This is a genomic window from Streptomyces sp. SAJ15, assembly GCF_007595705.1.
Classification (GTDB): Bacteria; Actinomycetota; Actinomycetes; order Streptomycetales; family Streptomycetaceae; genus Streptomyces.
In genome coordinates, this window is the sequence record NZ_NISY01000006.1 from 385,133 (window position 1) to 407,779 (window position 22,647).

The 22,647-nt window shown below is 69.1% G+C and carries 19 protein-coding genes and 2 pseudogenes; 11 read left to right on the forward strand and 10 right to left on the reverse strand.

Annotation, left to right across the window (positions count from 1 at the left end; translation table 11 throughout):
* Positions 1-58: 58 nt before the first annotated feature.
* Complete coding sequence (locus CD790_RS18645; RefSeq protein WP_144384401.1) at positions 59-907, forward strand: methyltransferase domain-containing protein; 849 nt, start codon at positions 59-61, stop codon at positions 905-907.
* 389 nt (positions 908-1,296) lie between these two features.
* Here CD790_RS18645 and CD790_RS18650 read toward each other — a convergent pair whose 3' ends face one another.
* Complete coding sequence (locus tag CD790_RS18650; RefSeq protein WP_260867687.1) at positions 1,297-2,415, reverse strand: IS701 family transposase; 1,119 nt, start codon at positions 2,413-2,415, stop codon at positions 1,297-1,299.
* Positions 2,416-2,913: 498 nt separating this feature from the next.
* On the opposite strand from CD790_RS18650, the gene CD790_RS18655 reads away from it, so the two are divergent.
* Both CD790_RS18655 and infA read left to right on the forward strand, forming a co-directional pair.
* Positions 2,914-3,705, forward strand: coding sequence for an N-acetyltransferase (locus tag CD790_RS18655; protein WP_144384504.1), 792 nt, complete (start codon positions 2,914-2,916; stop codon positions 3,703-3,705).
* Positions 3,702-3,926, forward strand: coding sequence for a translation initiation factor IF-1 (gene infA, locus CD790_RS18660; RefSeq protein ID WP_010981942.1), 225 nt, complete (start codon positions 3,702-3,704; stop codon positions 3,924-3,926). Before CD790_RS18655 ends, infA begins: the two co-directional genes overlap by 4 nt.
* Before the next feature lie 1,140 nt (positions 3,927-5,066).
* Here infA and CD790_RS18665 read toward each other — a convergent pair.
* From CD790_RS18665 to CD790_RS18685, 5 genes are read right to left on the reverse strand one after another with little or no spacing between them, the layout of a single operon-like run.
* Positions 5,067-6,203: an N-acetylmuramoyl-L-alanine amidase gene (locus CD790_RS18665; RefSeq protein WP_144384403.1), complete on the reverse strand. Its 1,137-nt coding sequence runs from the start codon at positions 6,201-6,203 to the stop codon at positions 5,067-5,069.
* Positions 6,200-7,516: a hypothetical protein gene (locus tag CD790_RS18670; protein WP_144384404.1), complete on the reverse strand. Its 1,317-nt coding sequence runs from the start codon at positions 7,514-7,516 to the stop codon at positions 6,200-6,202. The genes CD790_RS18665 and CD790_RS18670 overlap by 4 nt, the downstream gene beginning before the upstream one ends.
* A gap of 11 nt (positions 7,517-7,527) precedes the next feature.
* Positions 7,528-7,986 (reverse strand): hypothetical protein, encoded by a 459-nt coding sequence (locus CD790_RS18675; protein ID WP_144384405.1) that lies wholly within the window; start codon positions 7,984-7,986, stop codon positions 7,528-7,530.
* Positions 7,979-9,265 (reverse strand): hypothetical protein, encoded by a 1,287-nt coding sequence (locus CD790_RS18680; protein ID WP_144384406.1) that lies wholly within the window; start codon positions 9,263-9,265, stop codon positions 7,979-7,981. Before CD790_RS18680 ends, CD790_RS18675 begins: the two co-directional genes overlap by 8 nt.
* On the reverse strand, positions 9,258-11,399 hold the full coding sequence (locus CD790_RS18685) for a hypothetical protein (protein ID WP_144384407.1): 2,142 nt from the start codon (positions 11,397-11,399) through the stop codon (positions 9,258-9,260). The genes CD790_RS18680 and CD790_RS18685 overlap by 8 nt, the downstream gene beginning before the upstream one ends.
* A gap of 267 nt (positions 11,400-11,666) precedes the next feature.
* Between CD790_RS18685 and CD790_RS18690 the strand changes: the two genes are divergently transcribed.
* From CD790_RS18690 to CD790_RS35915, 7 genes and pseudogenes are all read left to right on the forward strand, one after another.
* Positions 11,667-11,882, forward strand: coding sequence for a transposase (locus CD790_RS18690; protein ID WP_144384408.1), 216 nt, complete (start codon positions 11,667-11,669; stop codon positions 11,880-11,882).
* Positions 11,883-12,689: 807 nt separating this feature from the next.
* Complete coding sequence (locus CD790_RS18695; RefSeq protein WP_144384409.1) at positions 12,690-13,226, forward strand: MauE/DoxX family redox-associated membrane protein; 537 nt, start codon at positions 12,690-12,692, stop codon at positions 13,224-13,226.
* 25 nt (positions 13,227-13,251) lie between these two features.
* Positions 13,252-13,806, forward strand: a complete 555-nt coding sequence (locus CD790_RS18700; RefSeq protein ID WP_144384410.1) for a redoxin domain-containing protein — start codon at positions 13,252-13,254, stop codon at positions 13,804-13,806.
* Positions 13,803-15,716 (forward strand): ABC transporter ATP-binding protein, encoded by a 1,914-nt coding sequence (locus CD790_RS18705; RefSeq protein ID WP_144384411.1) that lies wholly within the window; start codon positions 13,803-13,805, stop codon positions 15,714-15,716. The genes CD790_RS18700 and CD790_RS18705 overlap by 4 nt, the downstream gene beginning before the upstream one ends.
* 28 nt (positions 15,717-15,744) lie before the next feature.
* Positions 15,745-16,257, forward strand: a complete 513-nt coding sequence (locus CD790_RS18710; protein ID WP_144384412.1) for a S26 family signal peptidase — start codon at positions 15,745-15,747, stop codon at positions 16,255-16,257.
* Positions 16,258-16,391: 134 nt separating this feature from the next.
* Positions 16,392-17,411 carry a helix-turn-helix domain-containing protein gene (locus tag CD790_RS18715; RefSeq protein ID WP_144384413.1) on the forward strand — a complete coding sequence of 340 codons (1,020 nt, stop codon included), beginning with the start codon at positions 16,392-16,394 and terminating at the stop codon, positions 17,409-17,411.
* Between the two features lie 483 nt (positions 17,412-17,894).
* A pseudogene (locus tag CD790_RS35915) lies at positions 17,895-18,029 on the forward strand (hypothetical protein); the annotation flags it as partial.
* Between the two features lie 290 nt (positions 18,030-18,319).
* Here the strand turns inward: CD790_RS35915 and CD790_RS18725 are convergent.
* Positions 18,320-19,171, reverse strand: coding sequence for an SDR family NAD(P)-dependent oxidoreductase (locus CD790_RS18725; RefSeq protein WP_144384414.1), 852 nt, complete (start codon positions 19,169-19,171; stop codon positions 18,320-18,322).
* A gap of 103 nt (positions 19,172-19,274) precedes the next feature.
* On the opposite strand from CD790_RS18725, the gene CD790_RS18730 reads away from it, so the two are divergent.
* The gene (locus CD790_RS18730; protein WP_260867688.1) at positions 19,275-19,886 is read left to right on the forward strand and encodes a CGNR zinc finger domain-containing protein; all 612 of its coding nucleotides are present in this window, start codon (positions 19,275-19,277) and stop codon (positions 19,884-19,886) included.
* 287 nt (positions 19,887-20,173) lie between these two features.
* On the opposite strand, the gene CD790_RS18735 is transcribed toward CD790_RS18730, so the two are convergent.
* The 3 genes and pseudogenes from CD790_RS18735 to CD790_RS18745 all read right to left on the reverse strand — a co-directional run.
* Entirely contained in the window at positions 20,174-21,439 is a 1,266-nt protein-coding gene (locus CD790_RS18735; protein ID WP_399217821.1) for an MFS transporter, read from the reverse strand.
* Positions 21,440-21,456: 17 nt separating this feature from the next.
* On the reverse strand, positions 21,457-21,996 hold the full coding sequence (locus tag CD790_RS18740) for a transcriptional regulator (RefSeq protein WP_144384417.1): 540 nt from the start codon (positions 21,994-21,996) through the stop codon (positions 21,457-21,459).
* Positions 21,997-22,124: 128 nt separating this feature from the next.
* A pseudogene (locus CD790_RS18745) lies at positions 22,125-22,595 on the reverse strand (transposase); the annotation flags it as partial.
* Positions 22,596-22,647: the final 52 nt, after the last annotated feature.

A 22,647-nucleotide genomic window follows, 5' to 3' on the forward strand; every position in this document is an offset into this window, starting at 1 on the left:
GCTTCCCGACATTGCAGATCACAGAGTGCTTGTGCACGTAGATTCAACAGGAGATGAAGTGACCTCTTCGGGTTTCACCGCCGTCGGTGAGCAGGTCGGCCAGTTCTACGACCAGCTGATGGGTGCGTTCGACGCCTCGCTGTACGGCCCCAACATCCACGTGGGCTTCTGGAACAGCCAGGAGGACGCCACCGGCCTGGAGGACGCCGCCAACCGGCTCACGGACATGATGATCGAGCGCCTGCAGGTCGGCCCCGGCGACCGGGTGCTGGACATCGGCTGTGGCCTCGGCGGGCCGGCGATCCGGCTCGCGCAGGCGACGGGTGCCGAGGTGGTGGGCATCAGCGTCAGCCGCAAGCAGGTGGAGAAGGCCAACGAGCTGGCCGAGGCGGCCGGTGTGAGCGGCAAGGTCAGCTTCCAGCACGGCGACGCGATGAACCTGCCGTTCGACGACGCCTCGTTCAGCGCTGTGTGGATGCTGGAGTCCGTCATGCAGATGCCCGACCGGACGGCCGCGCTCACCGAGGCGGCCCGGGTGCTGCGGCCGGGCGGCCGGCTCGCGCTCACGGACAACTACGAGCGGGAGCCCATCTCGGAGGAGCGGCGCCCGGTGATCGAGGGCATCCTCAAGCGGTACCTCACCCAGTCGCCGGCGTCCTTCGAGGCGTACCCCGCGATGCTGCGCGAGGCGGGGCTGCGCTGTGCGGAGCTCATCGACGTGAGTGAGAACACCACGCGTCAGTCGGTCAAGCGGCTCGGCGAGGCGCTTGCCAAGAACATGGAGCAGCTGGCCGCCAAGGTCGACCCGGAGGTCTTCGCCAAGCTGAAGCCCGCCGAGGGGGAGAACCTGGAGATGCCCGAGTTGGGTTACCTGATCGTGACCGCACGGCGGCCCGTGTCCGCGTAACCGTTCCACGACCGCGAAGTGCCGCCCGGCCCGGTTCTCTCCGGGCCGGGCGGCAGGTTCGGGGAAGGCGCCCCCCGGGGGTGCGGTCAGCCGTGTGGTCGCCAGGCCCACGCTGTCGCCCGGCCGCTCGAGGGGACGAGCGACCGCCCCCCGAGTCGGCTCCGTCGTCGGGCCAGAGAATCAGGTACCCCAGGTACGCCGTCCTCGGCGCGTGTGCGAACGGCTAGTACTGCAACGGTGCTTGTTCTGAGTGCTGGGCAGATTTCAGGGGCTGTGTCCGCGTCGTTTGTAGTGACTCAGGCGGGCTTGATGTTGGCGTCGTCGGCGCCACGTCGACCATCGCAGAATGTGCTCGATCGGTGCTGGCCGGCGGTCCGTGAGGCGGGTGATCAGGCGTCGAATCTCGGCGAGGCTGAGGTGGATGAGCTGGGAGGATCCGTTTCTGCTTTGTCCGTGTCCATCTGTCGGGCCCGCAGGACGGTCAGGCAGGCGTGGGCAGCCATCGCCAAGGTCATGTGGCGGTGCCAGCCGGGATAGCGGCGGACCTGGTAGTCGTCCAGGCCGCATTCCTGTTTGGCGGTCTGGAAGCACTCCTCAACAGCCCATCGACTGCCCGCGACACGGATCAGCTCGTCCAAGGTCGTCGTGGCCGGACAGTAGGCGATGTAGTAGGAGAACTCCTCGGGCCTGCTGACACTGCGGCGGGCGAGAACCCAGTGCCGGCGATCCTCGCGGTGCCAGGGCCGCACTTCGACGCGGGCCCAGTCGTAGAACCGCCGGCCGTGGGCCCCCTGCCCGCAGGAACGACGCTTCCACTTCTGTCGGGGAAGGCCGGGAAACAGCTCGTGCACGGGGTGGTCGATGGACCAGCGGGTGACGACGGTGTCGTGCCGGGTGGTGGCCATGACGTGGAACACGTCGGCCTGCTCCAGCTCGAACCGCCAGCCCTTGCCGTAGCCGTAAGCGGCGTCCGCCGTCACCCAGCCGAACGGGACCTTGTCGGCGATGGCCCGGCGGACCATCGCCTTGGCCATGGCCACCTTCGTCTCGAAGCCGACGGTGTCGTCGATCCCCGCCCGGCGGCAGCGTTCCCGGTCATCGGTCCAGGAGGGGGGCAGATACAGCCGCCGGTCGATCAGTATGCGTCCGCGGTCGGTGGCGTAGGCGAGGAACACGCCGATCTGGCAGTTCTCCGTGCGTCCGGCGGTGCCGGAGTACTGCCTTTGCACCCCGGCTGAGCGGATGCCCTTCTTCAGGAAGCCGGTGTCATCGACCACCAGAACGGCCTCGCGGTCGCCGAGGTGTTCCACGACGTAGTCACGTACGTCGTCCAGGACCTCATCAGCGTCCCACTCGATCCGGTTCAGCAACCGGTGAATGCGATCAGGACCTGCATGCCCGGCCTCCTCCGCCAGCGTCCAGCCGTTCTTCCGCTGCAGCGGCGCAACCAGCCCCCGCATGTAAGCCAGCGCCGACTGCCGCGGCTCCTCCCGGTTGAACCGGTGCACGAACCGCTCATGCAGAGCGTCCAGCTCACCCGCCCACAACCTGACACCAGCAAGGTCCCCACCCATGACTACACCAACGACTGAGCTGGCCAGCAGTCACGACAAGCACCGTTGCAGTACTAAGGCGCGACGCCCCGCCAAGGGTGCTCGCGGGTGCCGGCCCCGTGCAGGCCGCAGGCGGGCGGGTCGCCGCCCAGCGGCCGAGCAGGATCGCGCGCGTACTGAACTCCACGACTCCTGCCACTCGTTGGCTTGCAGCCTCACCTGCTGGAGACGCCTCAAGAAGACCGGATCAGGGTCACGCTACGAGCTCATAGGAAAGGATTTGAGCGAGCCGGGCCCCGCTGCTACGTTCGTGGTGGACCGTGAAGTCGTCGTATGGAGGTGAGCCCCGTGAACACAGTTACCCATGGGTGCTCCCTCAACCCGTCACGGTCCGGCGGCTGACGTCCGGTGTCGCCAGGAGCGCCTGAGATCGAGGCACTCCAGGAGACTCCGATGAACACGAAGCCTTTCCCATCTGACCTGAGCGAGAACGCGGTGGTGATCACGCGCGTCGCGGACAGGCAATGGCATGCACTGGATGACGACCTGGTGGTCGGCCGCGGGCTTGCGGAGCACCGGCCCGACGGACGCCTGTTCGTCAGCATCGACACCTGGCACGACGCCACCTTCGACCGGCTCGCCGAGGCGATGCTGGCGGAACTGCCAGCGCCGCTGTACACGGTGGTCGACGAAGCCGACGTCGAGCTGACGGCCGGCTGGTGGCGGGCCGGTTTCACGATCCGGCGCCGCGAGTGGGAGTACGCCGTGCCGACCGACCCGCGGGTCACAGGACTCGAAGCAGTCCTGCCGCCTTCGGGCGTGACGATCGTGCCCGCCGGTCAGGCGGACGAGAGGCTGCTGCGGGCGGTGGACCGCGCGATCCGTGACGAAGTCGAGGCCACCGTCGGGTGGCAGTCGATGCCCGCGGAAGTGATTCCCCGCCCCCAAGGCGACACCATCGTCGACCCGTCGAAGTACGCCGTGGCCGCGGCCCCGGACCGCTACCTGGGTCTGATCCGGGTGGTGACGGTGAACCGGCCGCGCATCGGGCTGGTCGCGGTCCGGGCCGGCGAGCAGCGCCGCGGCATCGCGCGAGCGCTGCTGGCCCACGCGCTGGGAACGCTGCACAGCTCCGGGTTCACCGCGGCCTGGACCGAAGTCCACGAGTCCAACCAAGCAGCCTCGGCGCTGTTCGAGGGCATCGGCGCCCGGCCGATGAGCAGCAACCTGGAACTGGTGCGATGACGAAGAACAAGAACGTCATCGAAGTCGAGGGCAAGGTCGTCGAGTGCCTGCGCAGCGCCATGTTCACCGTGGAGCTCGAGAACGGCCACCAGGTGCTCGCGCACATCAGCGGGAAGATCCGCAAGAACTACATCAAGATCATGCTGGAAGACCGGGTGCTGGTGGAGCTCCCGCCGTACGACCTGACGCGCGGCCGGATCGTGTTCCGGTACCGGAACTAGCGGCGGTCGGCGCCTTCCGCGGTGGCTGATCCTGGGGCCCCGGTCACGGCGTTTCCGTGACCGGGGCCCCGGTGATGGCTCGCACGGCCGCGGCGGCCACCGCTCCAGCCGACAGCAGGTCTGACCCGAGCCGAAACCCCCGATCCAGCGCCCACAGGTCATCGTCCGTCCACGGTCGGGTAGCCACACCATCCCGAACGGTCGAATCGTCACACCGGACACGGCCGAACAGGACCCTGCCCGGCAGGTCGCCGCAGCTCAGGCCGTGCCGAGGCCGCGGCTGCGCAGCCGGCCGACGAGGTCCCGGCCGCTCCGGTCGCCCCGGTCGTACTGTCTGCCCGCCCGCCCGGCCGTTGTCGTCCCGGCCCTGGCCCTGGGGCTCGCTGACGTCGACGACCACGACCAGGAGCTGGTTTTCGAGGACCTGACCCACGAGCAAGTGCTGGACCTGGCGCACCCGCGTCGCGCACGACCACGAGACCCGCACGCGGCGAAGCCGCCCGGTTCCACATGGTCGGCCACCGCGACCCGGGCTGTCCCCTGCCACCACGCGCCCTGCTGGAGCACTGCGGCCTGTCCGCCGCCCTCCACACCCGCGCCCAGACGATCCTCACAGGAGCAGCCGCACGATGACCACCCCGGCCAGCGGCAGATCGCACATGGACGGTTCGGCTTCCGGGGCCGGCAGCGCCGCCCGGGTCTGAATCAGTACAGGCCAGAATGGAACCGGGTAGCGCGGCTGCGGAGCGTCCCAGTACCTCGGTACGAGCCGGCCATCAGCAAGCTGGGGGTCGGACGCGTCGTTGTGCGCACGGCAGTGAAAGACAAGGAGGTGGTCTCCGCCGAAAGGCTCCAGGTCCAGGGGATGTCGAACTGGAAGAAACAGTGCCTCCCGCTCACCACAGAAGCACTCGGGCCAGTCCTGAGCCTCGTCGAGGAAGGGCCAGCCTCCCACCGAGTTCCGCGCCGGACGGATCAGCGGTTCGGTCCCAACCTCGACCGCTCAGGCAGGCAGCACCGTCCGCGTCCTCCTCGTCGAACATCCGCTCAGCCTAATAGCGCCCTGTGACAGCTGGTCGCGGTGATCTCAAGGGGGCCGAGAGAAAGCCCTCGGTCAGCACGAGCTCATAGGATGAGCTGTCAGCGGCTGTATCCGACCGTCTCCTCAAGCGGCTCGGCCATCTGCTCCTCGTACAAATCGGTGAATGACTCCTCTGACTCTTCTGGCTCCTCGTAGGAACCGGAGAGCGACTCCCGGCCCGGCACCGGCGCACCGCGCTGGATGCGCTCGATGGCTTGGTAGACATACTCCCAGTCAAAGTACGGCTGCTTGCGCAGGTAACCAGGGTCCCAGCCGCCGTGCTTGTCGTGCCGCGTCAGCGGCGTGAGGTCCTCGTGACCGAGCAACCGGGGGCTGCGCCACCAGCGCTCACTCGCGGGCCAGCCGTTGCGCGTCGCGATATCGCAAGCTAGGAGTGCGACGGTATCGTGCTGTGCCCGGGTGAATCGCAAGCCTGGACGTAGCGGTTCGTCGGCGGAGACATGCTTGCCGGCGCAGCTGTAGACGCAGGGAACGCACTCCACGTGCACGTAACAGGCATTGGCCGAACGCCTTCCCGACGGCTGGGACTCCGGCAGCAGCGCGAGCGAGTGCGGGTAACCCGGCCATCGGGCGCGCCAGCGCCTCACCAGGTCCGGCGGGAGATCGGCCTCGAAGCGGTCGAGGTCGATCGAGCGGCTCTGGTCGGCTGCTGGATTCGGGTTGCTGATGCCCACACCCTTGGCCTGCTCACGCTCGTTCGCGACCTGAAGCAGATCACCGCCGGCCGCCCCCTTCCATCCATTGACGTAGTGGGTGCCGTGCGTACGGGTGTAATAGCCGACGGCCTGAACGGTGTGGTAGCGGCCAGCCGTATGCGCGGCGCAGGGCAGTCCCCCGCCCGTGGTGTGCACTACGAGCCCGTAGACCCGGCCTTGCCATCGTTTCGGCCGGTCACGGGCGTCCCACAGCTTGGCCGCCCTGATCGCCAGCGGGGAGAAACCCGACGGCAGTGAGGCCGCGTCTCCCCTCTCCCGATCCTCTTCGGTCTCTCCGGTCTCTTCGGAATCGCCTTCGGTCTCGGTCGGCTCGACGGGCAGTGACTCGGTCCACCAGTGCGAGGCAGAGATCGGGGGACCCGTCGGCCCTTCCTCGGCGGCGCTCCACGCCGGAGCCTCGGGGTCGAAGGGCGTCAGCAACCCGTCGCTGCTGGCCGCTGCGGACCACCCGGCCGTCATGGCCGCTCACCGCGCTGACCGTTGCCGCTCGCCGGGCCGACAGCAGCCTGGAACGGTTCGGGGCTCAGGCTTGGACCCGAAACCGTCGGACCCGGATCCGCCCCAGGCAGCCGCAGCGGCTGAGCACTGGTCTGCTGCCGCCCGCCCACGACCACCGCCGGCCGCTCCTTGACCCTGTCTCCCGTGGCGGACTGCCAGAGATCGATGATGCGGTTCACGTCCGCACGCAGCTGTGCATTTCCGGCCGTCGGGAGGAAAAGCAACTGTGCCAGGGTGCCGGTGTCGAACATTCCAAGCTCGATGGAGCGCAGGAAGGCGGACATCAGATCGGCAAGGTCGAACAGTTCGCGTGCGCGTGGCGCCGGAGTCATTCCGACCCGCTGGGCGATCCGGGCGAGCCGGTCGGACGGGTGCGCCCCTTCGCACTTCAAGTCCCTGACAATCGAAGTATTCTGCTCCAGGGTGAGGTGAAACCAACTCATCGTCGTGACATGCACGAACTCTTCGCGTGCCAACCGTCCGCCGATTCGGCGCATGGCCAGCATGTCCTTGATGGCCTTGCACAAAAAGCCCACGTATTCGCTGTCGGTGGGGTTCGGCCCGATGCCGTTGTTCTGGTTCTCAACCCCGAGCCATATCTGGCGTAGCAGTTCGGACCACTTTTCTCTGAACCCGACATTGACTCCGTCTCCGATATCAACCTTCCACGGGACCGCACCCACACCACCCGGCATGGCCCAACGCGGAGGGACCGGATGCGGAAGATCGAATCCGAACATGATCCAGTACGCCCGTCGGGTCTCGACCCTGATGTCCGGACGGAATCGGCTGTGTATCCCTCCGATCGTGAACAACGGGGGATCGCGGAAGAAGAGCTCCTCGGTCGCGCGGGCCCATTGGAGGCCCTCCGGGGAGACGGCGTTCAGGGTTTCCCCAAGTGCCAGTCTGCGCACCACCTCAGACAGAACCTCATATGCGCCCGTGGCCTCGATGAGGTAGGCGTAGATCAACTGATGGACAATCAGTGGTTTGCGGATGAACACCTGATCGTTGAAGAGATCTGGGTTGGCGAGGTTGATTCCTGAGGGCAGCGGTGGCCGAGCCCCCGCCGTCGGATCGGGTAGAGCCAGGTCAGTGATGACGGTGTTGCTACCGAGGAAGGGGGGATGGCTGAGCGACGTGGACCCAAGAACGGGGGCTCCCACCGGGGCCGTCCATGCCTCGTCGAGCCAGCGGCTGAGTTGCAGCGGGTGGACAAGGAACACTTGATCTTGCCTGTCCGGTCCAAACTGCTTGGCGAGTGAACGGAACACGGCGCGCCTCCTCAGGGCTTGCGAGGAATTCCGGGGGGAGGTGGTGGCGCGGGGGGCAATCGCCGACCCAGTCCGACAGGAACGCCATCCCCCCTTTGTAGTTCGACACGGATCAGTGACTTCTCTTTTGACACCTTGGTCAGCTGCGCTCGATTCTTCTTGATTCTGACAGTTTCGGATTCGCCTCCCTCCGAGGTAGCCGCGACTTTCACCGCTCCCGCCGGGACGCCTTCTGGGAATTCGATCGCGTTGTCGTGAGTCCGCTTCATGGCCACCAGCGCGACGCGCTTCCCCTCCAGTTCGAGGAGCCCGGTGAGGACGCCGTAGTCGAGGATGACGCGGGCCTGTTCAGCTGACGGCTTGCGTTCATTGATCACCGCCTGGTTCGAGACGGTGTCGGTCAGGCCCTTGAGCGCGTCGAGGATCTGCTGCGTGGTCACAGCGCTGGATGCCTTCTTCGTCTTAGCCATGGTCCCTCCTTTCTCCACTTGCGACCCAGGCTGATCGAGCCGACTGCCCGGCGCCCAGGGCGACGAGCCAGTCCTGCAGTCGGCGCCGACAGGCAGCTGCGGCGGATGGGTCAAGGACCGCACGGGTGACCAGCGCCGCAAGAATCCGGACGGATTCGCGGCGGGCCAGGTACTGCGAAGTCAGCAGCGAGGGTCCGGCCCGCTCGGCGAGTTCGGCGAGCGCCTTCGGCGATGCCAGCAGCGGATTGGCCAGCGCACACAGCGGGCGTCCACCGAACGCTTCCATCGGACGGCGGGTGCACGCCTCGACAATGTCCCCCAGCGCACCGATGCTGGCTCTTGCGATCCAGTGCGCGCCATCGGATCCCGTCGGCGGGTGCCGTTCGCACCACGTTCTGGCGAGCGTGGTCCACGGGCCGTTACGGCCGAACCACCCCTGGCAGAGAGCTGTGTTGAGCAACACTCTGATCACGGGGAACGGGTGAGGATCCCCCGGAGGCATGCGGTACACGGCGGTCGAAGTGCCGTCCACCACATGAGCCAATGCGGGAACCGGTGCCCAGCCGGCCAAAGCGAACGCGTGGACATCGCCGACGACTTCACCGGCCCAGGAGCGCCAAACCTCCGCCAGCTCGCGTGAGCGACGGACAAGAAGATTCCACAGGGAATCGGCGAGTTCGGCCGACCAACCGGTCGCATGGCCGACTTGATGGCCCGTCTCATGGAAAAGTGCCGTAGGGTGCCCGAGGTTATGGCGTGTCAGTTTGATTGCCGCGACCGGCGAGGGATGACTGTTGTTGAAGAGTCCTATACCGGCGCGCATTATTGCCGCACCCATTCCCTTGTCCAAGTACACGAGTATGGGCGGCGGTTGTATGCCAAGTGGGCGCAGCACGTTGTCCATGCTGTCGGCTGCCACGGTATCGAGCCCGCGCAACAATGCCGAGAGTCTGGTGCTGGTGCGGGAGTTGACCGCATCGGCGAAGAAATCGATCAAGGTCTCCGCCTGAACGTACCGCTCCCGTAGGCGAAGCAGTCGGCGACGCAGTTCGGCGGGATCTCCCTCGGCGGCCAGCGCGGCGTGCAGATCGGATGCCTCGCCCCGCAGGGTGCCGACGACGGCGAGCAGCCGGTCGCGCAGTCGGAGCCGGGTGTAGCTCTCCAACCCGGCCCATGCGTCCGCGCTCGCCACTACCTCGAGGTCGGCGAGCGCGTCCGCTGCCTGGCGCCAGTGGGCGATTTCCAAGGCGAGCTGGTCGCGGACCGCGGTCTCAGTCACTGCGGTACCCGGGTCTGATCGTGAGCGTCGGCGCCGCCTCCGGCATCCCGGACTTCAGGCTGCCCTTGTCGGCGAAGGAGAACGTGAACGACAGGGTGAGGCCGGATGCCGGGTCCTGTGCGGCCGTACGCACCGTCGCCGCCGCTTTCGGCAGCTCTTTGGCGAGTGTGCTGAGGATCGCCTCGCTGATGTGCTCGGCCAGCGCGCCGGCTCGCTCAGCGGGGAAGGCCCCGCCGGGCAGCCGCTCCGACCCCTTGGCGAGACGGCGGGCGAGGCCGCGCCGGGCTGCGGGGCTCAGGGCCGCGCGTATGCATACGACCACCTGTCTCATGGCCGCCCCGGCCAGATGGCCGGTGAGCTCATGGGCCTCTCGCTCACCGAGCCGGAAGTGCACCCGCAGCAATGGCTTGGCAGCCGTCGGATCGATGCGCACGACGAATCGGGAGGTCCGCCTGCGACGCCGGGGAACTCCTGGTACGACAAGGCGGAACAGCCGCCTCGGCGGCCCGCCGCCGGGCTGCCACGTCGGCACCCGACGGCCCATGCCCGGTCGCCCCACGAGCAGCGCGGCGGCCTCCGGGGTGAACTCCTCGAAGTCCTCGGCCGACGCTCCGTCTTCGAAGGCCGCGAGGTGCCCGGCGTGGGTGCCCGGGAGCGTCTCGTACAGGTGGAGGTCCGCTTCTACCGGCCAGCTCCGTACCCCGGCGTCGAGGAGGTGCCCCTCCAAGGTCTCACCGGTCCGCAACAGGATCTCGCCCGCCTGTATGCGGCTGATCGACAGCGGCAGCACTCGGCTCAGCTTCTTGTACCGAAAGCAAGGCCGGGTCGCCCTCGGCATGAACAGCCAGACGGCACCGTCTTGGGCCTCGGCCCTCGCGCCCGAGGGGAGATCGGCCCGCAACACCTCGCGCGGCAGGTGCCGGGCGGCGGACTCGGCGAACGCCTCCTGCAGCTCCGCTTCGACCCGCAGCGGTTCGTCCAGCGACTCCTGCGGCAGGGAGAGCACATGCCGTACGGTGTCCTCCAGCGTGGCGACCATCGCCTCGGCACCGAGCAGTTCCGCCGACTCGGCCTCCAGCCGCAGCGCTCGCATGCCGACATCCACGATCGGCCTGGCGAGTGCCTTCGCAGCGGCCGGCCCCACATAGCCTGAGATGAGCTTCGCCAGCCCTGCCTCCAGGAACCTGGCCACTCGCTCGCGCCCGCCGATCAGGCCCACACCGGCCCGTATCACAGGCATCGCGGCCATGACCGCGGGCACGAACTGCTGCAACTGGGCGGCCGGCGGCTCACCGGACGCCGCCTCCGCGAGCTGGCCGACGAGGCGGGCGCGTGCCTCGTCCAGCTCCTGGACCGGGTCATGCTCGCTCCATTCGGCCTCCTGTACGGCATCCGCCACGGTCTGCTCGGCCGCGCTGTCGCTCGGCGCCAGCACGACCTCCGCGAGCTGGGTGTCGAACCGGTGTGACGCCTCTCCGACCGAGTCGAGATCGGTACGGGGGCCCTGCGCCCCATCACCTGGCGCGGATTCACGCAGCACTCGCTTGGCCAGCGCTGAAGCGGCCGGGCGCAGACTCACCGGCAACCGGTTGGTGGCCTTGCGCAGGACCCATCGCAGCAGCGGATCGAGGAGCTTTCGCAACGCCGCGAGGATCACGCCGGTTGGCAGCACCTTCCCGACCGCGGCCAGTCCGGCCTTGGCGATGCCCTTGCCGATGCCGGCCACCTTGCGGACCAGGCTGCCGAACAGTTGCTGCATCGCCGGGTACTCAAGGTCCCGCTGCTCGAGCAGCTCTTGAGTGGCAGTATCCACCTCTTCGACGGACAGCGAGTCCGCCGGGCGATCGGCGAACCGCTCACCGAGCCGGCCGAGTACATCGTCGGCCTCGGAGAGCCGCCTGGCCAGCCACCCCTCGAACTCCGACGCGGGTAGCACGGGCGCCGAGGCATCGGGCGACCACGGGGTGGCTGCGCGCAGATGCGCGGCCGCGACTTCGCCGACCAGTGCCTGCAGGGCCTCCTCGAAACGTTCATCGCCGAGCTCGGAGAGGAGGGCCGCCGTCGTCAAGGCATCCCTGTCCGCCTCCTCCGCACTGACGAATCCGTCGGAGAACGGAGAGGAGAGTGATGCCATGGGGACTGTGGCGCCAACCGCGTCGCTCCGCGCGGCCTCCACGCTCACATGTGCCGCCGCGAAGGGAGCAGCTGTCGTATCGCCCTCATACGCGTCATTCGGGAGCGTACTCACCCTGGTCACCTCACTTCCCCGGGAGACATTGATCCGGGGCCGTAACCGAGAACGGGCGTACTGCCGGTAACTCGATGCTCCAGCCCCTTGGGGAGCAACGCAACTCGAACGGACTAAGCCGTTTCTTTCAGATCATCCGATCGCTGGTCTGGTGTGTCGTTGACTGACGCCCAGTGGGCCCGCATCGAACCGTTGCTGCCGGACCGGACGCCCCGGCGGGGTGGGCGGTGGCGGGACCATCGTCAGGTGGTCGACGCGATCGCGTTCAAGCACCGCACGGGCACTCCGTGGATGGACCTGCCCGAGCACTTCGGCTCGTGGAAGGGTGCCCACAACCGGCTGCGGATGTGGGCGACCGACGGAACCTGAGAGAAGGTCTTCACCGCCCTCTTCGCCCAAGGGGACGCGGACAGCGACCTCGATGGGGTCGTCGCGGTCGACTCCACGATCGTGCGTGCCCACCAGCACGCCGCCGGAGCCCGTCAAAAGGGGCCCCGGCCGGCGAGCCAGCCGACCAGCGCTGGACCACTGCCGATACGGGGCCTGAGCGGCGTCTGCCCTGCCTGCGCCTCGTCGGGTGCAGCGCCGCCCAGCGCGAGGTCGTCGCAGAGACCCTCCTCTACGCCCCCGTCGTCACAGGTCGCTGCGACGCCGCCCGGCACCTCCTGGAACAGCGTCTGGACCGCCGCTCCTCGCCACTGGACCGAGGCGGCTGGCGGACCTGCCGTCCTGAGCCGGCGTCCGGCCCACCCTTCCGTGCCCGAACCGACAAGCACTGTGCGCGGATGGTCAAGGACTTCCACCGCGAAGCTCAGCATCCTCGTGTGTACGTCCACGGACCATCGAGAGCGCCGTTCAGGGCCCCGTGGAACCAGCGGAACCACACCTGACGAAGGGATAGCGCAGGATGAAGACCATGCGTGGCCTCGCCGACCGGATGCTGGAACGCCTCGCGCCGCGGGAGACGGCGGGCGCGTGCTACTGGTACCCCGTCTGCATCCGGAATCAGCCGTGCGCCAACTTCTATGAGTACACACAGCGCCGCAATTCGTGCACCGGCGAAAGGCAGTACTTGTTCTGCGGCTGTTCGTAAGACCACCGGATGGCCGCCGTGGCCCGGGCCGGCTCCGGCCGGGGCCGGGCCACGGCTCTCTCACAGGAGAGCCTGTGGAATTCGTGTCGGCAACATGCCAGGCCCTGCTCGTTCTCGTCTTCGGAGCCGCCGTCGTCGGCAAGGCACGGAACGCCGCGTCGTTCACCGCTTTCACGGACGCCGTGGCGGTCCTGGGTCGGGTACCCGCCGGGCGGGCCGGCGCCTTGGCGGCGGCGATCGTCGGCTCGGAGGCAGTAACCTCACTCCTCCTGGTCACACCGCGGTTCCGAGGTGCCGGTCTGTTGGCGGCGGCCGGCCTGCTGAGCGCGTTCACCTACGCCGTCGCCCGCGCGCTGCGCTCCGGATCGCCGGTGTCCTGCCGATGCTTCGGAGCCTCGGCGGGCCCTGTCGGCCCACCCCAACTCCTACGTAACGCCGTGCTGCTCGTGGCTGTGGCCATGGCCCTCCCGGGGCTGCCGGGTTCCGGCCAGCTGTCCTGGCAGGGGCAGTTCGCGGCCTGGCTGTCCGGTGCCACGGCCGCTCTCCTCCTCGTCGTCGGGGACGAACTGGCGTCGCTCCTGCGGCCGCGCCCCGCCGCCCGTGAGAACGGTAGTCCCTGACCCTCCTACCGGAAGAGGCCCCGCCATGGTCTACCTGGCCATAGCCCTCGTGGCTGTCGCTGCCCTGTGCGCACTGGACCTGATGCTGACGCTCGCCGTTCTCCGCAGACTCCGCGACCATCCCTCCGGTCCGGCCGCCGCCGACGAAGGCGGCATCGCCGTGGGAGCGGCCGTGGGAACCTTCGCGACACAGTGCGTCGAAGGCGCCCCGCTCACCGAGAAGGACCTCGGGGACGGTGCCGTGGTGTCGTTCTTCTCCCCAGGCTGCTCGCCGTGCCGGCACAAGCTGCCTGTCTTCGTCAAGCAGGCCGCCGCCCTCCAGGGCCGCCGTCAGGTGATCGCCGTGGTGGTGACGTCGAGCGGCCGGCGGGACGAGGAGGCGGAGGCGCACACCATGGCGGAACAGCTCGCCGCCGTCACACGTGTGGTCAGGGAGGACGCCGAGGGCCCCTGCACGACCGCCTTCGGAGTGCACGCCTTTCCGTCCCAGTTCACCATCTCGGCCCCGGACGGTGCGTCGCCCACGGTGGCGGCGGTCGGAGACGCCGTCCTCACCGCCCTGCCCGTCGGGTCGGCATGAGCCCCGCACCCGCCGACCCGCCCGGGCGGCAGCGGGCCGGCCGCGCGGTGGGCCCGGCCCTCGGTCTCGCGTTCCGCGCCGCGCCCTGGGTGCTGGTCTGCCATCTCTCGCTGACCCTGCTCTCGGCCGGCGCGCCGGTCGTACTCACCTGGCTGGTCAAGGACATTCTGGACAGCCTCGCCGACGGCGCCGTCATGCGGGAGCTCACCGGTCCGGCGTTCTCGCTCGCCGTCACCAGCGCGGTCATGGCCATCGCCCCCCAGATCACCGGTTACCTCCAGGCCCGGATGACACGGGCGACCAGTCTGCTGGTCAAGGAGAGGCTGCATGCCTCGGTCGACACCTTCGCGGGTCTGCGCCGCTTCGAGAACCCGGAGTTCATCGACCAGCTCAGACTGGCCCGGGAGACCGGTGGACTCGCCCCGTTCCAGGTGGTCCAAGGAGTGGCGGGCATCACTCGCAGCACCGTCCTGCTCGTCGGCTTCATCGGTTCCCTCGCGGTGCTCCATCCGTTGCTGGCCGTCGCTGTGACGCTGTCCGGCGTACCCGTGCTCTGGACGGAGATCACCCTCAGCCGTCGGCGCGCCCAGACCTTCTGGATCATCAGCCCCGCCGAACGCCGGGAGATCTTCTACGCGACGCTGCTGTCCGGCGTGGAGGCCGCGAAGGAGATCAGGCTCTACGACGCCGGGCGCTTCCTGCGGGAGCGGATGCTGACCGAACGCCGTAAGGCCGATGCGCTTCAGGAGGCGCTGGACCGCAAGGAACTGCGCATCCAGTCCGTACTCCAGATCACCTCGGCCGCTCTGGCCGGGGCCTCCCTGGTGTGGGCGGTCAGGGGCGCCTCGCGGGGAGCCATGACCGTCGGCGACGTCTCCATGCTCCTGACCGCGATACCCGCGGTTCAAAGTGGTATCGGCGGACTGGCCGGAGAGTTGGGGCAGGCTCATCACGCGCTGGCGATGTTCCACCACTACGTCACCGTCATCGGGCTCGGCCCCGACCTCCCCGCTCCCCGGTACCCGCGCCCCGCCCGGCCCCTGCGCGACGCCGTCGAGTTCCAGGACGTGTGGTTCCGCTACGAGGAGGGACTGCCGTGGGTGTTGCGGGGCGTCAGTCTGCGGATCGAGGCGGGCAAGGCGATCGCGCTCGTGGGGGTCAACGGTTCCGGGAAGTCCACGCTGGTCAAGCTGCTCTGCCGGTTCTACGACCCCACTCGTGGCCGGATCCTCTGGGACGGCACCGACCTCCGCGACATCCCGCCCACCGAACTCAGGGCGCGCATCGCCGCCACCTTCCAGGATCCGATGCGCTACGACCTCACCGCGCGCGAGAACATCGCCATCGGAGAGCTGAGCGCACTCGACGCTCCGCAGCGGTGCGAGGAGGCGGCACGGCTGGCGGGTCTGCACGAGGACATCGCCCGGCTGCCGCATGGCTACACGACCCTGCTGAGCCGCGCCTTCTGGGACGGTGACGACGAGAACGAGGTCGGCGTCCAGTTGTCCGGTGGGCAGTGGCAGCGGATGGGTCTCGCACGGTCGTTCCTCCGCGCGGACGCGGATCTGCTGATCCTGGACGAACCCAGTTCGGGCCTCGACGCGGTCGCCGAACACGAGATCCACACGCGGCTGCGGGCCCGCCGCGCCGGGCGCACCAGCGTGCTCATCTCCCACCGGCTGGGCGCCGTCAAGGACGCCGACACCCTCGCGGTGCTGGAGGGCGGGCGGATCACCGAACTCGGCGACCACCAGCGGCTTCTCGCTCACGGCGGGACCTACCACCGGATGTTCACCCTCCAGTCCCGCGGCTACCGCGACCGGACAGAGGACGCGGAGCCCACGAAGGGCGTGGAAACCACGGACGGGGACGCCCCCCGTGCCCCCTTCATGTCCCGCCACGGCTCATAACGGCCGAAGACCCGCGGAGGAGCCCCTCGTGCACACTCTGATGGTGACCGCCGCCGTACTCGCGGCCCTGACCCTGCCGACGGCGCTCGTCGTCCGCAGACGCTGCGTACTGCTCGACGTGAGCGGACTCAGCATGCTGCCCACCTACCGGGACGGAGACCGGCTACTGGCCGCCAGGGTGCCGATACGCCTGGTACGCCGGGGAACGGTCGTCGCGATCCGCCTGAAACCGACTGCATGCCCGTCCGCCGCGGACGACATCATGCCAGGCCGCCCCGTACCCACGTGCATGGTCAAGCGTGTCGTGGCCCTTCCGGGCGAGCGGCTGCCGCACGCCCTCGCCGCATCCCCGGCCGCCGTCACGAGCGTCGTGCCGCCCGGGCATGTCTTCGTCCTGGGCGACAACCGCGAGAACAGCTGGGACTCCCGCGAGATGGGACCGATACCCTTCGGCCGGCTCATGGGGGTGATCCTGTGCCGGGTCCGCCACAGTGGACCCACGCGGGCCACAGCTGACGGCATCGACCAAACCTGGCGGTGAGACCAGGGCCCGTCGGCCTGTTCGTGCCCGCCGGGCCGCGAAATACCGGAAATCGCACTCGCCCATCCGCAGCCACCCGTGCACCATGTTCAGTGCTGTGGGTGTGCCGGGTTCAGGGACGGGGGCGTGGGGCCATGTTGGTGACCGGGTTCAGCACCGAGGACGTGGCGGCGGAGGATCGGTTCGAGCGGTGGCTGGACTTCACCTCACAGTCGGTGAAGAGGGTTGCGCGGCCCGAGGACCGTGCGGAGGACTTTCGTGCTTCGCTCCGGGTGGTCGATCTGGGCGACGTGGGCGTAGCCGCGGTGTCCGGCTCGTCCGTGCGAGCTGCCCGGACGCCGAAGAACATCCGGCAGTCCGATCCGGAGGCGTACCTCGTCGAACTCGTCCTCAGCGGCAACGGAGTGCTCTCCCATGCCGGGCGTGAGTCGGTGTTCGGGGCCGGGGACGTCGTGATATCCGATACCAGCCGCCCCTTCCACATGTGGCGCTCCTGCTCACCGGACACCACTGCAAGCGTCGTCGTCCAGGTCTCTCACGCCATGATGCCCCTGCCTTCGAGTACGGCCGCATCGCTGCTGGCCGTTCCGATCTCCACCCGCGGCGGGTTGGCGGCGCTGTTCTCCCGCTGGCTCACCGACATCACCAAGCGCGCCGGGGACTTCACATCAGCCGACGCGCCCGCCTTGTCCTCAGTCGTCGTGGACCTGCTCGCCGCGATGCTGTCTCGCCAGACGGGGTCCGTGGTCGCGACGACGCCGGAGTCCCGCAGGCACGTCCTGTGCTTCCAGATCCGCGAGTTCATCCAGCATCGCCTCGACGACCCGGCCCTGTCCCCCAAGGTCGTCGCCGCGGCTCACCGGATCTCCCTGCGCCACCTGCACAAGGTGTTCGAGGAACAGGGCACCACGGTGGCGGCCTGGATACGCCGCTGCCGCCTGGAGCGCTGCCGCCGCGACCTGGCCAACCCCCTCCTGGGGTCCCACCCCGTACACGCCATCGCCAGCCGGTGGGGCTTCGCCGACGCGGCACACTTCAGCCGGGTCTTCCGCACGGCGTACGGCATGTCCCCCACGGAATACCGGCATTCGGTCCTGCGACTGCCGACGTCGCCCAGCGCGCCGACCGGCGACGCCGCCGGACGCCGCCTCTAGAGCACGTCCCTGGCAGAGTCGGCGATCTTACGACGCGGTGCGGGCCGCGGGCAGGACCGAGACCGCGCGCCGGCGGCCACCAGCGCGGCGGCGCCGACCAGCAGCAGGTGCCCGGGGCGGGCGTTTGGGCGATGCCGGCCCCCATACCACTGGAACGTCCTTGGAGGTCGATGAGCCACTCGGCGGCGAAGACCCCGAGGACCGTGCCGGTCACGGCGACCGTCAGGGCGACGAAGACGGTGGCCGCGGCGATCACCGCGGTGACCTGACGCGGGGTCAGCGACGAGCTGAACGCCGCCCGCTGGACCATCCGCGCACTCATGGCCCAGCTCAGCCGCGACCCGGCACGACGGCACTGAAAGTACTGGTCGGACACCGGACTGGGGTCCTTGGCCGCACTGCGGCGGGAGATCCACGAGGGCCTGTAGGTGGTGGAGAACCAACTTTGCCAACCACGACCTGCTCTACGGCAAGGACGGGGACCTGACCGGGGCCGACCGGGGGAGTCAGGAGGTCTCGATGCTCGCACTGGACCTGTTGCAGGCCGCCCTGGTCCACGTGAGCACCCTGCTGCAGGAGATCCTGGCCGAGCCGAAGGGGGTCGAGCGCCTCGGCGACGTCGATCGGCGCGCGCTGTCCCCGCTGTTCTGGACCCATGTCAAACCCTACGGCCGGTTCGAGCTCGACATGGGCAACCGGATCGACCTCCACCCGGCTGTGACCCTCCCGGGCCAGTGGGCGGACGAACCGCGGCCGCCGCCCGCCGGGGAGAGCGCGGAGCAGTGGTGGTACGGGGGTCTGTGTCGAAGCCGTCTGCCATGGCTTCGACCCGGACCCACTGGTCATGGCCGGGCGGTAAGGAGGGCCGGGCCCCTCCCCATGACCATGTTCCCGGCGGGATGCGTGGCTTACTCGCTGTCGACGGCGTCGGTCACATGCCGCCAGCTGTCCAGGTCTGCGATCCGTGCCTCCAAAGCGGGGCGCATGCCCGTCGCGCTGGAGGCGCCAAGAGCCAGGCGCAGCGGAGGGTTGGGGCTGTCGACCGCGGTCCGGATGCCTGCGGCGATCCGCGCCGCGGCGGAGAACGCGGACGCCGGCAGCTCTCCGATGCCCTTTTGAACCTCGCGGACGGTCTGGTCGTAGTCGCCCAGGCCGGCTGCGACATCGAGGTTGGCAAGGAAGGGGGTCGCGGTCATCCCGGGCTGGATGATCGTGACCTTGATGCCGAGCGGTGCGACCTCGGCCGCGAGCGCGTCCGACAGTCCCTCGACCGCGTACTTGGTGGCGGCCAGCAGACCCACGCCGGGATGGGCGGACTGCCCGTAGACCGACGAGCCCTGAAGGATGTGCCCGGACCGCTGGGCGCGGAGCACCGGCAGCGTTGCGCGGAGCACGTTGAGCACGCCGAAGACATTGGTGTCGAACACGGCACGGACCTGCGTGTCGGAGGCCTCCTCAACGGCTCCGAAGAGTCCGTATCCCGCGTTGTTGGCCACGACGTCGATACGGCCGAACCGTGCGAGCGTGCCTTCCACCGCGTCCCGGACGGCTCGCTCGTCACGTACGTCCGCCTGGAGGAGAAGCAGGCGCTCACCGTGCGCTTGCGCCAGTTCGTCCAGGGAGGAGGTGTCGCGGGCGAGGGCCGAGACGGCGTCGCCGTTCTCCAGTGCCTGGAGCGTCAGTTCGCGGCCGATGCCGGACGTCGCGCCGGTGATCAGCCATGTGCGGAGGTGGGTCTGGTGGTTGGATCTTCCGTTCATGTTGCGACCGTAAGTCGTTAGCTCGCAACGAGTCAAGTGAGATCGACTTGGGGGTTGCTCACTAGCTGGATTAGCGCCGCTCACGCTGATGTATTGTGGGAGGATGATCGATGCGGCAGCCGGATCCCCCAAGCCCAGCCCGCGCACCGTCACGCCCACGGTGGAGACCGTTCTCGCGTTCGTGAACACGCGCGCGGACGGATCGGGTCGCCGAGAGTTGTTCGGGGACGGGGAATCGTTCGCGGCGTGGCTGGCGGAGCGCGACGAGTTCGGTGGCGAAACCGTGGTGACCGACGCTGACGCCGCGGTCGCGCGCGAGCTGCGTGATGCCCTGGTGACCGTGCTGCTCGCGCACTCGGGCGATGAGGAAAGTCTGGGTGAGCCGCTGCTGCGTGCCGAGCGGCACCTGCGACGTGTGGGTTCGCTCTACCCGCTGGCGACGGTGGTCACGGCCGGCGGTGTAGAGCTGGCCTCGCCGCAGACGGGGGTGCCGCGCGTGTTCGGAACCGTACTGGCTGCGGTGACGACGTTTGCGCAAACCAGCGACTGGGGGCGCATCAAGGCGTGCCGGAACCCCCCATGCCATTTCGGTTTCTTCGACCGCACCCGCAATGGGGGAGGGCTGTACTGCAGTACTGGCTGCGGCTCTCAGGTGTCCATGCGCAAACACCGCCAGCGACAGCGCCAGGGCAGTGGAACGCCGTCCGAGGCGTGAGACCACCCTTCCAGCAAGGAAGGGTGGTCATCCCCACCGGCAAGCGCGAGGGCCAGAACCCTGGTCTGGCCGGCATCTACCGGGCACTCGCCGAGCGCCAGGAGCGCCAGGCGTATCCCGAAGCCAAGGAGTCCACCTCTCTCACGCGGCGACGAGGATTGACGGCGGCGCACCCGGTCCGCTGGGCCGCTCGTTGCTTGCCGTGGAGGCCGGCTGCCCGACGCTCCGGGACCGAGGCGAGGACAGCCGAGCTGGGCTTAGCGCTGGCTCAACGACCTCGCGGAGCCCTAAACGGCACCCTCGTGAACGGGATCCCGGGATTCGGGGTGATCTGGATCATCGGCCGGGGCGGCGGCACGCAGCGCGGCCTCGACTCGGCGGTTGCTGGTCATGGTCGAGGTGACGGCGGTCATGGTGAGGAGGAGGCCGGCGGCGGCGTAGAGCGGGGTGCGTACGTCATAGGCGGTGGCCAGCCAGCCGCCGAGGAAGGCACCGAACGGGGCGGCGCACATGGCGAGCATGCGGGAGGTGGAGGCGACCCGGCCCATCAGGTGGGCGGGGACGATCGCCTGCCGGAGGGAGGGGGCGAGCACCATCGTGGCGCCCATGCCCGCTCCGCAGATGGCGAGCGCGAGACCGGCGACGTACGGATTCGGGGCGACGGCAAGGCCCAGGATGGCGAGTCCCTCGACTGCGGCCGTGCAGGTCAGTGCTGTGCCGGTGCCGAGTCGTCGGCCGAGGAAGGAGGCGATGCCCGCGCCGAGCAGGCCGCCGGTGGCCTCCGCCGTGAGGAGGAGGCCGAATCCGAAGGTGCCGATGCCGAGACGATCGTGTGCGAAGAGGGCGAGTACGGTCTCCACGGCGAGGAAGGCGATGTTCCCGACCGCCGGACGCAGCGCGAGCCCGAGCAGCAGTTGATCCCGGAACACGTACGAGGCGCCGGCCCGCGCCTGCCGCAGCAGCGACTCACGGGCCTGTGGTACGGGCCGGGGTGCGGCAGGCAGCGACCGCACGAGCAGTGCGGAGAGCGCGAACGACACCGCGTCGGCGAGCAGCGGAACCGCGCGCCCCAGCGCGAGCAGGGCACTGCCCGCGGGTGGCCCCGCGAAGCCGGACGCGGCGGTCTGGGTGCCGCGCAGACGGGAGTTGGCGCGCTCCAGCAGCGCGGGGTCGCGACCGAGCAGGTCCGGCAGATAGGCCGTGGCGGCCGTGTCGAAGAAGAGTCCGCCGAGGCCGAGCAGGAAGGCGACGGCCGCGAGCAGTGGAATGCTCAGCACGTCGAGCGCGGCCGCTGCCGCCGGTATCGCGAGCAGGACCGCACGCGCCACGTCCGTGATCCACATCGTGCGCCGACGGTCCCAACGGTCCACCAACGCACCGCCGAGCACTCCGAAGAGCAGCCAGGGCAGCGTTCCGGCGGCCGTGACGACGGCGAGCGCCATCGGGTCCCGCGTCAACGTCAACGCGAGCAGCGGTAGGGCGGCATGTGACACTCCGTCACCGAGCGAGGACACCGTCTGCGCAGTCCACAGCCGTCCGAACCCGGTCGGCAACCTCTGGATTTCTGAGGTCACTTGGCGTCCCCTTCGGCCTGCTTGCGCGGTGCCGGGTGGAACAGTGCGAAGACGAGTGACGCGTCCGGCAGCGACGGATCGGACAGCTCCCGGTACTCGTCCGCCAGTGCCTGCAGCCGCGCCCCCAGCTCCGCGAACTGCTCCTCGGTAAGCCGCAGATGCGCCATCCGTACGTGCCGCTCGCCATTCGCCGGCGCTGCCTCCAGGTCCGCCACCGCATGCCGCATCAGCACATCCGGACCTCCCTCGCCCGGATCCGGCAGCACGATCGCCCGTGCGGCCATCGCGTAGTACCGCTCGGTGACCCCCCGCACCTTCCGCGTTCGTACCACCTTCACCAGACCGGCCCGCTCCAGCAGCCGCACGTGGTAGCTGGAACTCCCCTTCGCAAGGCCCACTCGCTCGGCGATCTGCGTGATCGTCGCGGGCTCGAAGCGGAGCACGGCCATGATCCGGTGACGCGTGAGATTGGAGACGGCGCGTAGCTGCTCGTCAGTGGTGACGTGGAACGTCTCGGGAAGATCATCGGTAGGCATGCACCAAATGGTCAACGTTTCTTGACCATTGGTCAAGGGGTTTTCGTTCATGCTTGAGAAATCGGCTGTCCAGCACGTGAGGCATCGGCTCCCGCACTCTCCTTCTGGACCTCGCTCAACCCGCACCCGGACGGCATCGCTCCGGCGAGTCGGCCTCGCCGCGGGCGGTGGCCGGCCTGGTCGAACGGCTGCGGGATGGCCGTACGGATGCCCCGGCGTCGCGGGTGGCTGCGGATGGCACGTGAGGAATACGCGCGGTCGGCCGGAACGGCCAGGGGCCGTGTCCGGGGCCTGCCCAGGCCTGTGCGGGGCACGCGGATGCGGGACATCACCGGCTCGAAGGCGGGTGCGTCACCTGCCTGGCCTGTGGTGACGCTGAAGGCGAGGGGCCGCGCGTGGCCGTCTGCGACCAGGTGGGCCTTGGTGCTCAGCCCGCCGCGGGAGGGTCCGAGCGCGTGATCGGTGGGCTCACCGGAGTGGGCCGCACCCTTTTTGAGTGCTCCGGCGGCGTGTTGGTGGGCCCGGACGATGGTGGAGTCGACCGATACGGTCCAGTCGATGTGGTCGGCGGCGTCCGCCGCCGCCGGGACGGCCGGGAACGAGTCGACGGCGGGCGGCCGGGTGTCGGGGTGCCGGCGGCGCAGCGGATAC

Coding starts and splice junctions, on each gene's coding strand:
- CD790_RS18655 (WP_144384504.1), top strand. CDS start 2,914: ATGAACACGAAGCCTTTCCCATCTGACCTGAGCGAGAACGCGGTGGTG.
- infA (WP_010981942.1), top strand. CDS start 3,702: ATGACGAAGAACAAGAACGTCATCGAAGTCGAGGGCAAGGTCGTCGAG.
- CD790_RS18665 (WP_144384403.1), bottom strand. CDS start 6,203: ATGACGGCCGGGTGGTCCGCAGCGGCCAGCAGCGACGGGTTGCTGACG.
- CD790_RS18675 (WP_144384405.1), bottom strand. CDS start 7,986: ATGGCTAAGACGAAGAAGGCATCCAGCGCTGTGACCACGCAGCAGATC.
- CD790_RS18685 (WP_144384407.1), bottom strand. CDS start 11,399: ATGGCATCACTCTCCTCTCCGTTCTCCGACGGATTCGTCAGTGCGGAG.
- CD790_RS18700 (WP_144384410.1), top strand. CDS start 13,252: ATGGTCTACCTGGCCATAGCCCTCGTGGCTGTCGCTGCCCTGTGCGCA.
- CD790_RS18705 (WP_144384411.1), top strand. CDS start 13,803: ATGAGCCCCGCACCCGCCGACCCGCCCGGGCGGCAGCGGGCCGGCCGC.
- CD790_RS18715 (WP_144384413.1), top strand. CDS start 16,392: ATGTTGGTGACCGGGTTCAGCACCGAGGACGTGGCGGCGGAGGATCGG.
- CD790_RS18725 (WP_144384414.1), bottom strand. CDS start 19,171: ATGAACGGAAGATCCAACCACCAGACCCACCTCCGCACATGGCTGATC.
- CD790_RS18730 (WP_260867688.1), top strand. CDS start 19,275: ATGATCGATGCGGCAGCCGGATCCCCCAAGCCCAGCCCGCGCACCGTC.
- CD790_RS18740 (WP_144384417.1), bottom strand. CDS start 21,996: ATGCCTACCGATGATCTTCCCGAGACGTTCCACGTCACCACTGACGAG.